The following is a 14,452-nucleotide window of genomic DNA, read 5'->3' as shown; positions in this document are numbered from 1 at the left end:
CATTTGTGATTTCACAAATGAATCTAGAGCTTCATTATATAGAAAGCTATCGGAAGAAAAATTAAGCATTCATTCCTTATATTAAAAATTTCCGGGGATTGTGATACAACGTACCTAACTAAGCAGGCTATTTCTATAAAAAAGTATCAATATTTGTTTATCTAACTAGGCAAGATCCTCTAAGGTTCCCGAGTACATTTTAACGGAGATATACGCTAAACTCAGATTTAAAGCAAGGTTGCATTTTACGAGAACACTTTATAAAAGACAACCTTAGTCATACACAAACTAAGGTTGTTTTTTTAAAAGTCATAGTCTAATTAAAACAATTACGGTGTCAATAGCATACTTGAGACTGAAAAGGCACCAGCAGGTGGTAAAACATTAGTATATATGGGAGGTCCCAAACGGGTTGTAAAGGTTGTAGCAATCCAAGTTCCGTATTCACCAGCCAGCAAAGAGGGAGGTTTCATTATAAACCGTCCACTTAAAACGAAATGCCGAATGCTTATAGCGGTCTCATCAAATATTGTTAAGTTGCCAAAAAAGGAGGCATATGGTGAATCGAAACTTATTTGTTTAGCGCTTTCGTCCCAATACCCATTAATCGGAATAGGTATACCACGAAAATTAACTGTACCCATTACTTTGTTGTCTACAATGGAATCAATGGTAAGTATACCTCTAATAATAGATCTCCCCGCAATAGAAGCATCAATCCCCCATACGGATGGAAAGGGGATACTAACTTTGGTTGTCTGTGCAATTTTCAAAATTCCTTGATTATTTTATGTATGGATTGAGTTGTATTTAATCATAATCCTGTAGTAATGAAACAGTATATGTGCAGAGAAACACTTAGGTGTTTTGTTAAGAAAGAAGAATCAATAATCAATCAGCCTACTGTCTAGATGAACAAGAGTTTGCCTGACCCACGAAAAATATGGAACATTAATTGCTACTGCTCATACATATGGTCTCGCATTTGGAAAATTTTAAATACTGATTCAATGAAATGAAATACCTATCATCACCTATTTTTATATGTATCTCAGACAAATTCCTATACTTCCGTTACTCTTCGATCATATTTTATTTGTACGAGGTGATGTAAAATGTTTAAACTATATTTAGATCCTGGTCACGGGGGAGTGGACTCAGGAGCTATTGGCAATGGGATGCAGGAAAAAGAAATTACCTTAAATATTTCCCATAGCATCCGAAATCTCTTGGAAAACCAGTATGAAGGTCTGCAGATAAGAATGAGTAGAACAGCAGATACTACGATCAGTTTGAAAGAACGTACAGATGATGCGAATGCTTGGGGTGCAGATTATTTTCTATCCATCCACGTTAATGCATTTAACGGTTCAGCTCATGGGTATGAAGATTATATTCATAACAGTTTGTCCGATTCATCGAGAACAGCGTTAATTCGGGACATTATGCATGAAGAAATTGTCAAAGTAAATAACTTGTATAATCGTGGCAAAAAAAAGGCCAATTTCCATGTACTGCGAGAAACCAGAATGCCCGCTTTATTAACGGAGAACGGATTTATTGATCATGCAAGCGATGCCCAAAAACTAAGAGACCCGAATTGGCGGCAAGCGGTCGCTCAAGGTCATGTTAATGGTATAGCACGCGCATTTAATTTGAAGAGAAAATCGACTTATCTGGAAAGCAATATGGCTATTAAACGTGTAATTGTTGACGGTGTGCAAGTAGGGGCTTACGCAGAAGAAGAAAATGTGTTGAGAACTGTACAACGCAACCTGAGAACAGCACAAAGGATTATTATTGAAAATGTGTAGTTTCGTTGGGAAAACGGTTGTTTGATTGCGAGCACGTTAAAGTTTTATCAAAATGGATAGCCATGCTGGATGAACAAAATATACGCTAAGCCTTTGATGTGACGGGCTTAGCATTTTTTTCTTGCTCTAAGTTGATCCGGCCGATATAAGCGAGGACTCATAATGTGATAGCTTAATATCAGATGAATAGAACGAAGTTGTTGTGGGAATTATAACTCATGATGTTTCTATTTCCAATTGTTGGATTTTAGTTGAGTTTTTGCCTAAGATTACTTTTATTCAGTCATACATGATTATTATGCTTTCGGTTGGATTAATGAACCACGTTATTATTATACCTTTACTACTAGAAGCATCAAACAGAGATGCCTGGCTCGTAGTGCTTCTTGTTTTTGTCGCTTCACCTGTTTGGATTGGTTGCTTGAACTACATCATTCAAAACATGAACAATCAACACATTAAAAAGTGGCTAGATCAGCACTTTGGAAAGTTTTTATCTGCAATCTTAGTGATTATTTATAGTTTGTTATTATGCCTCATGGGCTTTATTTCCTTAAAAGATCCTCTAACATGGGCATCGCGTCTTACTTGCCGCAAACTCCGATACTAGTTCTTGCGGGAACAACACTTGTTGCATGCTTCTTTGCTGCTTTTCAAGGACTCCGTACAATTGCAATTGTAAGCGGAATATTGTTGCCATTTGTTGTTATTCTAGGGCATCTTGTGGCGCTTGCCAATTTTCAGTTTAAAGATTATACCCTGCTTTTTCCTTTGTTAGAAAACGGGACAGCTCCATTATGGAAAGGTATTCCTTACGTTGCCGGGGGATTGCTGGAGTTGTCTTTGTTGATGTTGCTGCTTCAGCACAAGTTAACAAAAAAACCAAGATTTAAAAGCTTGATGTTGATGTGCTTCATCCTTTCAGGACTTACGTTAGGACCATTGATGGAATCGATTGCGATATTTGATCCTGATTAAGTGGCTAACCAAAGATACCCCGCTTACGCTCAATGGAGAATCGTGAGACTGGGAGAATATGTGGAGCATGTCTATTTTTTTCGATTTATCAGTAGATATCCGGTACATTTATTGTTTAGAACATGGACATCTTTTATTTTAGCCCAGATCATTATGGCACTAACATATGCCTATTAGGTGAACTCTTTTGCGAGTGGGTCAAACTTGATAATTATTTAGAGTGGAGATACAGATATTCGTTCATATAATACATCATTGTTGGAATAGTAACTCGAGCTTTAATACTAAAACTAGCCTCTTTATCTAAACCTCAAGATCTTACAACTAAGTAAAATTTAAATTGGAGGTAAAAACTTTGGAAGAAGTTAATATTGGTTTACTGACGATCAAAGTCATCGTTGGTTTTGCAACTTTATTTTTTATCATTATCATAACAGGCAGAACATCCATCTATCAGTTAACCCCGTTTCACTTAGTTTTTGTGTTAGTACTTGGAGATTTTTTAGGAAATACCATTTATGAAGATAAGGTAGGAATTTTTCATTTTTTATATGCCATCGGATTGTGGACGTTTCTTATGTTGGGAATAGAGTATATGACTCTAAAAAATAAATCGACACGTTCTCTCTTATTAGGCAATCCTAACATCATCATTCGTGATGGTGTTATGGACAGAAAGTTACTTACAAAGAACAAATTGGATGTAAATCAAGTATTGAGTATACTCCGTCAAAATAATGTCTTTTCAGTTCGTGAAGTCAAATACGGTATATTGGAAGCTAATGGGCAAATAAGTTTATTATTAAAATCCAAGTATCAAAAACCAGACAAGCAAGATCTCAATCTTCCAGAAAGTTCAGTAGATCTCCCAACATCGTTAATTATAGATGGGGAAATATTATGGGATAATTTACATGAACTCGGATTTGATCAACAGTGGTTAGATAACCAATTAACTAACAATGGATATGATAATGTAAAGCGTATACTTTACGCAGATTGGAGAGAGAGTGAAGGCATACATGTAAGTCCTAAATAAAATTTGTTAGGATAGGAGCACATCAATTTTCTTGGTGAATATAATGTGGATTTAAAAAAAGATGAACCAGAGAATCCGTTTTATGAATTTATCTGATAGGGTGTTTGTTCCTTGAGTGTAATCTATTTATTAGAGGATGGAAAACTATAATTTGCGGTCTAGAGCAGCAACCCTGTCATTAAGCCTTAAACAAAAGGTCCTTTTTTATGGAAGAATGTATTATAAGTATCTAAAGTCAGAGTCTAAAAATTAGTGGGATAACTTAGATAAATATTACAGTGGAAAAATGGTATCAGTTGGAGGCTGAAGCGATAACTTTACTTCACTAACGGATGCGTTCATTTTCAGATGGAGATGGAGCAAAAAAAGTACAAGTACTATATTAAGATAACGAGACCTTATCTACAACAAGGATTGAATCCCTAATCGTTTTAAAAGACACGACTATTGAAGATAAGCAAGTAATATAAGCTTGTAACAATGATTCTTCGAAATCTTCGATACAAGCTTAATAATCGATAACAAATTATTTATTAATACATATCAATTCGTATGCTGCTTTACCATCTATAAACGCTTTCGCATGTATTAGCTTGGGGTTCATAATAACAATGTTGTTTATATTGACCTGCTAATGGTTGAGCGTACCAAGTAGGTGGGCATTTACCATATGGATTGAAATACCAAAGAGCATATTTAGAAGGATGCTCTCTCCAATAATCTAATGCTTTTCGTGCTAATCTTTTTTCGACATCTCTTGCACGTTGATAAAAAACATTCCCTTTTTGTACTGCTTCAAAAGAATAATTTCCTCCTTGTACTTGAAAAATCACGTCCCTTATTGACCTTAAATTTAAAAAATCTAAACAATCTGCTTTTAGTCGGTTTACAATGACATTACCAACCAAAAGCATCCCTAGTCGTCCTTCTCCTTCAGCTTCTGCTCTCATCATCCTTGCCATCAATGCAACATCACTTTCGGTATATTTTACTCGTGGCACTTTTATCACTCCCTATATCTAATTATATGAACGTTGTTCATCAGAAATTCCTTGTTGAAGTTTACTAATGAGCGAGTTAAAATGAATTGTTAAAAAATTAGGAAAATAATACATAAGCTAATAATTTCATGAGAAATGAAGAGAATATGAATGATAAATGAAGGAGGAATGTAACTATGGCATTAACACCTTATGACCCATTTAGACAATTAGTAAATATAAGAAGAGATTTTGACCGTATCTTTTCTGACCTACCGTTTGATTTTAGTGGGGACAAAGAGCACTTTGGAAGTATTAAGGTAGATGTGCATGAAAGTGAAAATGAAGTTGTTGCAACTTGTGATATACCGGGACTTGAGAAAAAAGAAGACGTAAACATTGATATTGAAAATAATGTATTATCGATTAGCGGTTCTATAAACAAAACAAATGAAACAAAAGAAAAAAATATGTATAGAAAAGAACGTTACACAGGTAGTTTTCACCGAGCTATAACACTTCCGAGTCTTGTATCTACCGAGGGAGTATCAGCAACCTATAAAAATGGTGTATTAGAAGTAAAAATGTTAAAGACTACACCAAATAATAAAAAGAAAATTGATGTGGAATTTCATTAAAATGAGCAAATTATATGAAGTTATGAAAGAATTTGATAAGGATTATTTGCAGGAGATATCTAATATGCAACCAGAATTAGTGGATTTGCTTATATTAACTTGTCATTCTTCAAATAATAAGAAGAAAGCTATATTAGATGAACTTGCTCATAACATTAAGTCATCATATATTAAAAACAATATTAACTAATCTTCCGATTAGAACTATCTAAACAAGGGGGTGTCGAATTTGGCATCCCTATTGTTGTAACAAAGTTAAGAGGTAAAAAAAATGCCCTTACTGTATTTTCTTTATTTTTTGTGAGTTTTCACCTAAAGATACATAAGAAACTATGTATAGATTGTTGTAAGAACCAAATCTATTATACTAGAGTAATACAGGGTATTTATTTTGAATAAATTCAAACTTCGTTCAATTAATTACCTCGGTAGATAGTATTTAACATAAGGATAACTTATCCCCCCCATTCCTTGCTTATTATTGCATAGAGGTAATTTCTTTTTCTACTTCTTCTTGAATTACATTGTTGAAAATAAGTATGCAAATAAATGTACTTTAACTAAACTGTTTTAATTCAATAACTACATATAGAAAGCTCAAAAATACATTATTTTACTTATTAAAATGTATTATTGTCTCTTTGTTACTTATCTTTGCCTTATAAAATCAGAAAATGATTAACAGATGTCTTGTTATTAGAGGATGCAATTCACTATAAAATGTGAATGATAACTTCCAGTAATGTGTTTCAGTTATTATAGCAGAAATTGTGTCATTCTACTTGATGTTCACAATTGGCTAAAAGAATGAACCATGCGTTAAACTTCATTGAAAATAAAGAAATAGACTACAAAGAAACTGCAAAAGTAGCTAAATTTTCCGAGTTTCACTTTTCAAGAATGTTCTCTTCAATCTCAGGTGTATCGCTCTCAAAATATATTAGACGTAGACGGTTAACACTCGCAGCATTTGAAATTCAAAAAAGTGAAATTCGGATCATCGATGTGGCAGTTAAATATGGTTATGTTTCTTCTGATACTTTCTCACGTGCTTTTCAAAAAATGCATGGAGTAACCCCTTCCAATGCTCATAATAGAGGGGTACAGTTAAAAGCCTTTCCCAGAATATCCTTTCAAATTACTATTAAAGGAGATACCGAGATGGATTACAGAATTGAAAACCTTGATTTTGAATTAAGAATTGTAGGAAAAAGTAAGCCAGTAAAAACAAGCAGAGCATTTAAAACAATCCCTACGCTTTGGAACACCGCGAAAAAAGATGGATTTATGCAAGAACTAGTAGCTATGTCATGGGAAAATCCAAAATGCACGCTTGAAAGCCTTCTGGGGGTTTGCGGAAAAGAAGCCGCCATAACAGATGAAGAATTTTCCTATTTCATGGGCGTAAGATACGATGGGGAATCCCCTGAAAATATGGAGACGCTTATTATACCCGCAAGTACATGGGCAGTATTTCCGAACATAGTAGATGCATGGAAACGTTTATATACCGAGTGGGTTCCTAACTCCGAGTATGAACTTGCAAATTTACCTTGTATAGAATGTTATTACGGTCCGAAGCATAAACCAAGACACGAACTCTGGGTCCCTGTTATCCCGAAGTAAATTACATATTCAGTAATAGAATGTGTTTATGGGACTCTGCAGACGAAACGCAAATATTATACGCTATCAGAAATATAATTAAAAAGTCAATTCCATACATAAAGAATTGACTTTTGTGAAATTTAGCTAAATCACTCTAATAATGACCTTCTTGGTATTTCAATTTTCCTGAGTTCACTAAATTAACTTGTATGTTGATATGCTCGATACTATCCTTATTTAAAAAAAATGGCTTTTCTTTTATCTCTTGATTCCATCTCTGAGGGTTCTCCCGATATAATATTTCACCTAACCTATAAACGTCTGAATTTATCTCCACTCCTTTTTCAAAAGTATTTAAAATCTCAGCTCTTATTATTTTTTCAGTGTTAGCAACTAACTTGTTTTCACTAATTTCTTTTAACTTTTCGTTTATTCCGGCTTGTAAGGATACGTTAATTTTATATCTCACTTGTTCGTTAGTAATAACTGGAGTTATCCTCACCTTTGGTTTTTCTAATACTATAGAAACAACCGGTTGATCATCTTCAACTATCCACAAAGGAGATCGAACAGTTTTTTCATCTATCCATCTTAGACCGTTTAAATCAGATTCAGAAAGCCATCCTTGTAGATGGTTATTTCTTATAAAGACAGCGCCGTCATTTCTTAACAATGGTGCTTTTTTATCTTCCTCTTTCCAATTTTCAGTGGATATTTTTATTGAAGGAATGAAAGCTGTTTGTCCAACAGGATTGCTATCTCGAATAAATTGGAAAAATTGAATGGGTTGTATGTAGGATCTTTGCTTATAACTTTCATTTGGTTCGTGAAGAATCGTCGAGAGTCCAGATAAAGTGAAAAATGATTTTGTTTTAAGTACGTCTTCAATGGATTCATTTGTAGCATAAAATTGGATATTATAACGTATTTCTCTATATCGATTTATAAAATCAATAGAGGATTTGATATCTTGCTCAAGTAATTTATTACTCAAAATCAATGTAGACACATGTCCCCAAAAAAGTCTTTGTTGTGCGTCCTTGTATAATTGATTTAACGCTTCTGTCATCGTAATTCCCTCACCTCTCCCAATCCAAATCGGTGGTTGTTTATCAGGTCTAGCACCTTCTAGTCTAGCCACATTAGAAAAGTCCAGTAATTGAACATAAGCTATATATTTTTCATCTTTATAGTCAATTCCAAGTGCTGCAACATAGTAAATATCTTGTATTTCTTTGATATTCCAACATCCCGATAATACCAGACTAAAGAGAGTTAGTATGCTAATTAAAAAGAACCTACGTAGTTTCAGGATTGTCACTCCCCTTCATCCGTCTTTGTACTATCCCGCGTACGAACATAACTAACACGTTCTCTATAACTTTTCCATGGTAACCGAAATAGCGCCTTGAAAAGATCTGAACTAGACTTCGGAAATACTAAAGCTAAGTAAGGGATTCCGAAAGAACGTAACCTTGCCATATAAATGACAATCATAAATCCTCCAAGCATAAAACCGTATAAACCCATAAAAATCGAGCAAACAAGAACAAATCCTCTAAGAATGGATATTGAACTTGCTAATATTTGGTTCACTAGTGTATACCCTGAGATGGCAGAAAGAGCCGTAATAACGATGACCGAAGGAGAAATAAAACCCGACCGAATTGCAGCGTCTCCAAGAATGAGTCCTCCAACGACAGAGAGAGTTTGTCCAAGAGGGGAAGGTAATCTTTGACCAGCTTCACGGAACATTTCAAACAGGAATAAAACGATCATAAGTTCTAATGGTGCAGGAAATGGCAACCCCGATCTTGCAACAGTTACAGTCGCAAGAAGAGGAAATGGAATTTGATCTTGATGGTATGCAAGTAGTGCCATCCAAAACCCGGGTAAGTAGACAGCTAAAAGAAATCCCACCCATCTATAAAATCGAGCTAATGAAATGGGTAAATAATTAAAATGTGAATCCTCTGCTGCTTTAATCAAAAAAGTAATGGTTACAGGAGCAATAATGACTAATGGTGAGCCATCTACTACTATGATTATTCTACCTTGTAATAAACATTCAACTGCAAAGTCAGGTCTGGATGTATCAGCAGAAAGTGGGAAAATAGAAAGTGATTGTTTGGACACCATCTCCTGCAATTGAGTTGAACTAATAATTCCATCAATCTCAACATTAGATAATCGTTCCCGAATAGTATCTAGCATCTCCGTATTAACCACATCTTCTAGATATAATAATCCCACCTTAGTTTGAGTTCTTGTTCCTATCGTATAAGTTTGATAAGATAGCGTTGGCGACCTTAGTCTTTTTCGAATTAGTGCAATATTTGTTGAGATATCCTCTGTGAAATTATCTCTTGGGCCACGAACAGATACCTCGTAATTGGATTGTTCAGTTGAACGGTTTGGTTTATTGGATGCACTAACAGAAAAAAAAGCGCTAAATTCCGGAAAATAAATGACTAAATTACCATCGAAGATCTCTAAAGAGATGGAATTTAACCCTGTTTCCACCTTTAAAGGTGTCCATTCCAGGTCATCTTGATTCCATTCCACGCAATCTTTGAATATTTTATAGTAATTTTTTGTTGTCATTTTTTTTAGTTGTGGAATAATGATTTGATTTATTTGTTTTTTATCAACCAAATTCTCACAATAGATAAATATGGTATCTATTTCTTGTTGTTCATCAGTAAATTTATGTAGTACAACTTTAACATCCTCACTTTTTTGATAAGTTGAACGAATTTTCTCTTCATTTACTTCATCAGTATTCTGAAAGGTAGTATGATAAGAGTTCAGTTCCTTTTGTTTTTTATATTTATTAAATTTCAAGAATTATCTCCCCTTTTCTCTTTTAAAAAGGCTAATAACCCAATGCTTAAAGAAAAGATAATTAAAAATAGAAGCGATAAATAAAAATATATATTTTGCAAAAAGCGAACAAATTGCATATCACTAATAGGTAGAAGAACCATCAACAATGTAATTAGTGAGCTAAACCCTATTAATAAATGTCTATTCTTATCGTTCTCAAATGGAAATAGCTGTCCAATTATAAACAAACCTAAACTTATTCTTATAAATCCACCTGACAGCCATTGATAAATAGAAAAAAAATCTACATGTCCAATATATTTACCAATTTTTAATAATCGCCATTCCTCGTATGCCGGATACCTCTGATTAGCAGCCTCTTCTGGACCAAAAATAGCAATTGAACCTAACAAGGGACCTAGGGTTAACCCTATTAAGATAATTCCGAGAAAAAGTAAACTTCGAACCTTAATGTTGGGTTTTAATTTGTGTTGTAAGAAAAGTATAAGTGAAACTTCCATTAGAGAACCTGAACTATAGATTACGCCTTTCAAAACAGGATTCAAACCATGTTCTAATATAGGGAATATTTGAGCGTAATCCTTATGAGGAATATTTAGGCTCATGACAAAAAAACCTAAAGCAATAACAAAAACAAGTAAAAAACCTGAAATAATAGATAGGGTAGCAAAGCTAGATGTCGCAGCAAAAAAACAAATGATTAGAAAAACTATGGCTAAGATGAAAACTGGACTTTGAGGGAAATAGGAAGTAACTGTCCAAACAATCATATCCTTTAAGGTAACTCCAATTAATAAAAGGATAAAAACATAGGCAACCGAAGAAAGACCCCAAGCAACACCTTTACCAACTCGGTCCTTCATCCAAGTAAATAAATGGGAGTAATTTGTTTTTTTAATAATTACTTGTAGAAAAACAAGCCACCCCAAAAATAAAACTCCTGAAATTAGTACAGATATCCAAGAATCCCTCTTTGCTGTGCTTAGTAACATGGGTATCACCATTACATGGTTCATTAATCCTATACTCATCATAGAGAGAACAAATATAGTAGAAAAACTTGCTTTATTTTGATCCATTTTCAACCCTCTTACCCCATTATTGTTTTAACTATCCATCTCGTTTTTCCTTTTTGCTACCATATTTTATATAATTACCTAATATTTGATTTATATCCAGAAAACCAACTAAATAAAGCGTTGTGAAACAGCCACAGAAAATAATAGTAACCTTTAAAAATTCAAAGTATAACCAAAATCAAATTACTAGGTAAGAACAACCGCGTTCTTAACTACTTACGTAAACATACCCCAACATTGTTAGATGCCTTAGAAATCACTTCTATATAAAATCAGGAGAGTCATTGCTTCACGCTATTGTGACCATTAAAGAGATGAACAAAAAATAATAAACGAAGAATTCCAGAAGGCGCACCTTTGAACTTTCTCTCAAATCGCTGGCAAAAGCACGTTTATAATGATGGGAATATAAATCGCCAATTATGCGTTGTCTGTTCTTACCGAGTTAAGAAATCTTGTACGATCAGGTAACGTTTTTCTCCCGCACATATCACCATTAGGATCGGAACGTACTTTCTAGGAGAATATTTATTTATACCTAGATTTTGAACTCCATCCCTACGTCCACTTAGGATATAAAAAATGCCTTAGCCTATAATATCAGCATTTTGTCGGCTGTACCTCTTTATTGGGTAACGAAAAAAAGGCCGAATTTCTCAGTTTAGGGAATGGGAAATCAGGATTTTTATATTGGAAATTCCTTATCGTTGTGAATCCCCTTATACTGATGCTACCCCATCTAGAAGAATGGCATTCCAGACCTTTAAGCCCCTGTTATGCATTTTTGTTCGTAGACTGCATGTTCACTACTGTACGAAATCAGTATGAGACGAAGAAATATGCAGTATATACGATTCTAGGTTATACGATGGACGGAAAGAAAGAAATCCTTGGTATATGGTTGAATGAAACAGAAAGTAAACATAAATGGATGCAAATCTTTGATGAGATCAAATCACGTGGTGTAGAGGATGTGTTTTTCTTATCAATGGATGGAGTAAGTGGACTAGAAGAAGGTGCTCGTGCCATTTTTCCTGACCTGATTGTGCAGCGTTGTATGGTCCATTTGATTCGAAATTCCATTAAATATATTCCTACTAAAGAGTATAAAGCCTTTACAGCTTCTTTAAAAAAGGTGTATGGAGCACCTAGTCTGAAAGCTTGTCATAGCGCCTTCGATGCCTTTCAAAAACAGTGGACTTCTTATCCAGGTGCTGTGGATGTATGGGTTCGCAACTTCAACCATGTGGAGCAACTTTTTGACTACGGGAGTGCCATTCGCAAAGTAATGTACACCACAAATGCCGTAGAGAGCATTCATTCTAGCTTTCGAAAGGTGACGAAAAAAGGAGCATTTCCAAATGAAAATGCCCTGTTCAAAGTCCTATATTTACGTATTCAAGAATTAGAAAAGAAATGGAGTGTTGGGTTTATTCAAAACTGGTCCATGGTAATAAATCAACTTTTACTCCACGAAAACCTCAAAGACCGAGTCCTAAAGTATATGGAGTAAATTAGGACTTACACACTTTATTTGACAGCCCCTGACATTTATACTTTCTGCTCTATTCATCTAACTCGCACTTTCTAATAGACCTAAATCAAATAAGTCAGTTCCCTTTTACTACTCTCATTTGTTATTTTTCAATTCTGCTTTTTAACATCAAAAGACAATGAATATAAATTATTTATCCCACTATGATGTGCTTTTTATTAAACAATTAGAATTTACTTCCACCAATGTTTCGAAGGCCCATTACTTTTAACTGTAAAATTTATTTAATCTTAATTCATTAACTTTTCTATCTGACTTATAAGAAGGTCTTTAAATTGTATGAGTATTTTGTGTATGCATTATTATTCCACATCCTTTATTTATCCAATAAAAATACATCTTCTCCCTATTTTAATAATTTCATATCAACATACCATTCCTCATTCTGTACCCTTAACTGCTAAACTAATCCCCCCTTTAAAACAATCTTTATAAAGAAATAAACATGTATAGATGCTTATTTACTAAATGTAATATAATAAATTTATTCCTATTAGTTCTTAGCTTTAAACCTAACTTCATTAAGTCCACTTTCATTAAGTCCCCTTTTTTGTAGATACAGAACGGCTAGTGTGGTTTTGGAAGAGAGTTTAGTGGGAAAGGCTGCAAAAGTACTGGATAATTTAAAAAAGGATTTACCATATGAAAATGAAATTAACTTTTCAAAGACAAAACGTGTTTTTGATAATTCAAAAGTAGAGAGTCATAGTGCTATAATTCCGACTTATTTAATGCCTAAGTCATTAACAACTGATGAAGAGATTGTTTATAACTCAATAAAAAACCGTTTTATTATGCAATTTATGCCCGTTGCCGAGTATGAGGAAACGATAATAACTACAAAAGTAAATCATAGCGATATTAAAGGTATTTTTTTATCTAAGGGGAAAGTACAGCTTATAGAAGGTTGGAAAAAGGTTGAAAAAATTGAATCAAAGGATACTTTTCTGCCAAATGTAAATATCAATGATATTGTAAATATAGTTGATTATAATATGACATCTCATGTTACAAAGCCACCGAAACATCATACGGAAAAGACACTATTAAGGGTAATGGAGACTTGTGGAAAAGGCCATGAAGATGAGAATAGTGAAGAGATGATGGCTGCTGTTTTAAGTGGATTTAGTATTGGAACTCCGGCTACCAGAGCTGAAACTATTAAGAAACTCAAAGATGTCGGTTATATTACCAGCCAAAACAAGAATTTAATATGCACAGAGCTTGGAAAAAAGATAGTTGAAACATTTCCAGTTAAGCAGCTGTTTGACTTAGAATTTACAGGTAGGTTAGAAAAAACACTATCCGATATAGAAAAACAAAAATTTTCAAAGGAAAATTTTATAAACTTAATTGTAGATTTTACAACAAAATCTGTAAATACAATTAAGGGTGATAAAGATATTATTCTAAATGAAGTTTCCAAAGAAAAAAGGGAAATTGAAGTATTAGGTAAATGCCCTGTGTGTGGTCATGGAATAATTGAAGGGACAAAAGGATTTGGCTGTAGTAATTGGAAAAATGGCTGTAAATTTGTTATTTGGAAAAATGACAAGTTCCTTTCAACAATGAAGAAAAAGCCTACCAAAACAATGGTGAAAACCTTACTAAAAAATGGTGTAGTTCAGGTAAAGGGGCTTACGAGTAAAAAAGGGAACAAATTTGATGCTAATCTACGGTATGAAAAAAATCCGGATAATGATTATTTTAGTTGGAAAATGGAATTTATCAACACACCTCAAAATCAGAAATCAAATGTCTAATATTAGCTTCAAAAAATTGGCGTACATTATGAAAAGAATGTACGCCTTTCTCATGTGAATATATAACGTGAATAGGCACCATATATTTTTTTGGAAATAAGGTGCTTTAATAAATAAATGAAACTACTGTTTTTGCCATCCCAAAATGACC

12 protein-coding genes and 3 pseudogenes are annotated in these 14,452 nt (G+C 33.9%); 10 read left to right on the top strand and 5 right to left on the bottom strand.

The features are described from left to right. Positions 1–329: 329 nt before the first annotated feature. Entirely contained in the window at positions 330–773 is a 444-nt protein-coding gene (locus NFS43_RS23625) for a hypothetical protein (RefSeq protein WP_145524238.1), read from the bottom strand. Between the two features lie 342 nt (positions 774–1,115). Between NFS43_RS23625 and NFS43_RS23620 the strand changes: the two genes are divergently transcribed. The 4 genes from NFS43_RS23620 to NFS43_RS23605 all read left to right on the top strand — a co-directional run bounded on the left by NFS43_RS23620 (position 1,116) and on the right by NFS43_RS23605 (position 3,831). Next, positions 1,116–1,814, top strand: a complete 699-nt coding sequence (locus NFS43_RS23620; RefSeq protein ID WP_251555399.1) for an N-acetylmuramoyl-L-alanine amidase family protein — start codon at positions 1,116–1,118, stop codon at positions 1,812–1,814. A 289-nt stretch (positions 1,815–2,103) separates the two neighbouring features. After that, a complete protein-coding gene (locus NFS43_RS23615; protein WP_338150634.1) occupies positions 2,104–2,424 on the top strand; it encodes a GerAB/ArcD/ProY family transporter in 321 nt (106 codons plus the stop codon). Then, positions 2,385–2,792: a GerAB/ArcD/ProY family transporter gene (locus NFS43_RS23610; protein WP_251555398.1), complete on the top strand. Its 408-nt coding sequence runs from the start codon at positions 2,385–2,387 to the stop codon at positions 2,790–2,792. The genes NFS43_RS23615 and NFS43_RS23610 overlap by 40 nt, the downstream gene beginning before the upstream one ends. A gap of 355 nt (positions 2,793–3,147) precedes the next feature. After that, on the top strand, positions 3,148–3,831 hold the full coding sequence (locus NFS43_RS23605) for a DUF421 domain-containing protein (protein WP_251555397.1): 684 nt from the start codon (positions 3,148–3,150) through the stop codon (positions 3,829–3,831). 560 nt (positions 3,832–4,391) lie between these two features. Here the strand turns inward: NFS43_RS23605 and NFS43_RS23600 are convergent. After that, positions 4,392–4,832, bottom strand: coding sequence for a cell wall hydrolase (locus NFS43_RS23600; RefSeq protein WP_060668912.1), 441 nt, complete (start codon positions 4,830–4,832; stop codon positions 4,392–4,394). Between the two features lie 176 nt (positions 4,833–5,008). Here NFS43_RS23600 and NFS43_RS23595 point away from each other — a divergent pair, with 176 nt between their 5' ends. The 3 genes from NFS43_RS23595 to NFS43_RS23585 all read left to right on the top strand — a co-directional run bounded on the left by NFS43_RS23595 (position 5,009) and on the right by NFS43_RS23585 (position 7,075). Next, the gene (locus NFS43_RS23595; RefSeq protein ID WP_031536672.1) at positions 5,009–5,449 is read left to right on the top strand and encodes an Hsp20/alpha crystallin family protein; all 441 of its coding nucleotides are present in this window, start codon (positions 5,009–5,011) and stop codon (positions 5,447–5,449) included. 1 nt (position 5,450) lies between these two features. After that, complete coding sequence (locus NFS43_RS23590) at positions 5,451–5,639, top strand: hypothetical protein (RefSeq protein WP_002081493.1); 189 nt, start codon at positions 5,451–5,453, stop codon at positions 5,637–5,639. Between the two features lie 617 nt (positions 5,640–6,256). Beyond that, entirely contained in the window at positions 6,257–7,075 is an 819-nt protein-coding gene (locus NFS43_RS23585) for an AraC family transcriptional regulator (RefSeq protein ID WP_060668918.1), read from the top strand. A gap of 136 nt (positions 7,076–7,211) precedes the next feature. On the opposite strand, the gene NFS43_RS23580 is transcribed toward NFS43_RS23585, so the two are convergent. The 3 genes from NFS43_RS23580 to NFS43_RS23570 are packed head-to-tail and all read right to left on the bottom strand — an operon-like array spanning position 7,212 to position 10,983. Continuing rightward, positions 7,212–8,378, bottom strand: coding sequence for a Ger(x)C family spore germination protein (locus tag NFS43_RS23580; RefSeq protein WP_098797268.1), 1,167 nt, complete (start codon positions 8,376–8,378; stop codon positions 7,212–7,214). After that, the gene (locus NFS43_RS23575; protein WP_251555395.1) at positions 8,375–9,901 is read right to left on the bottom strand and encodes a spore germination protein; all 1,527 of its coding nucleotides are present in this window, start codon (positions 9,899–9,901) and stop codon (positions 8,375–8,377) included. The genes NFS43_RS23580 and NFS43_RS23575 overlap by 4 nt, the downstream gene beginning before the upstream one ends. Beyond that, a complete protein-coding gene (locus NFS43_RS23570; RefSeq protein WP_251555394.1) occupies positions 9,898–10,983 on the bottom strand; it encodes an endospore germination permease in 1,086 nt (361 codons plus the stop codon). Before NFS43_RS23570 ends, NFS43_RS23575 begins: the two co-directional genes overlap by 4 nt. A gap of 216 nt (positions 10,984–11,199) precedes the next feature. Between NFS43_RS23570 and NFS43_RS23565 the strand changes: the two are divergent. The 3 pseudogenes from NFS43_RS23565 to NFS43_RS23555 form a co-directional block, all read left to right on the top strand. Beyond that, positions 11,200–11,458, top strand: a pseudogene (locus NFS43_RS23565) (hypothetical protein); the annotation flags it as partial. 252 nt (positions 11,459–11,710) lie between these two features. Beyond that, positions 11,711–12,496: pseudogene (locus tag NFS43_RS23560) on the top strand (IS256 family transposase); the annotation flags it as partial. A gap of 602 nt (positions 12,497–13,098) precedes the next feature. Continuing rightward, positions 13,099–14,301: pseudogene (locus NFS43_RS23555) on the top strand (DNA topoisomerase); the annotation flags it as partial. Positions 14,302–14,452 lie beyond the last annotated feature (151 nt).

It is taken from the genome of Neobacillus muris (genome assembly GCF_943193175.1).
GTDB classification, from domain to species: domain Bacteria; phylum Bacillota; class Bacilli; order Bacillales; family Cytobacillaceae; genus Neobacillus; species Neobacillus muris.
This window is presented reverse-complemented; position numbering and strand designations above follow the sequence as displayed.

What these genes read in the sequence shown, in the direction of transcription:
- NFS43_RS23620 (WP_251555399.1), top strand. Translation starts at nt 1,116, where the DNA reads ATGTTTAAACTATATTTAGATCCTGGTCACGGGGGAGTGGACTCAGGA.
- NFS43_RS23615 (WP_338150634.1), top strand. Translation starts at nt 2,104, where the DNA reads ATGATTATTATGCTTTCGGTTGGATTAATGAACCACGTTATTATTATA.
- NFS43_RS23610 (WP_251555398.1), top strand. Translation starts at nt 2,385, where the DNA reads ATGGGCATCGCGTCTTACTTGCCGCAAACTCCGATACTAGTTCTTGCG.
- NFS43_RS23595 (WP_031536672.1), top strand. Translation starts at nt 5,009, where the DNA reads ATGGCATTAACACCTTATGACCCATTTAGACAATTAGTAAATATAAGA.
- NFS43_RS23590 (WP_002081493.1), top strand. Translation starts at nt 5,451, where the DNA reads ATGAGCAAATTATATGAAGTTATGAAAGAATTTGATAAGGATTATTTG.
- NFS43_RS23585 (WP_060668918.1), top strand. Translation starts at nt 6,257, where the DNA reads ATGAACCATGCGTTAAACTTCATTGAAAATAAAGAAATAGACTACAAA.
- NFS43_RS23570 (WP_251555394.1), bottom strand. Translation starts at nt 10,983, where the DNA reads ATGGATCAAAATAAAGCAAGTTTTTCTACTATATTTGTTCTCTCTATG.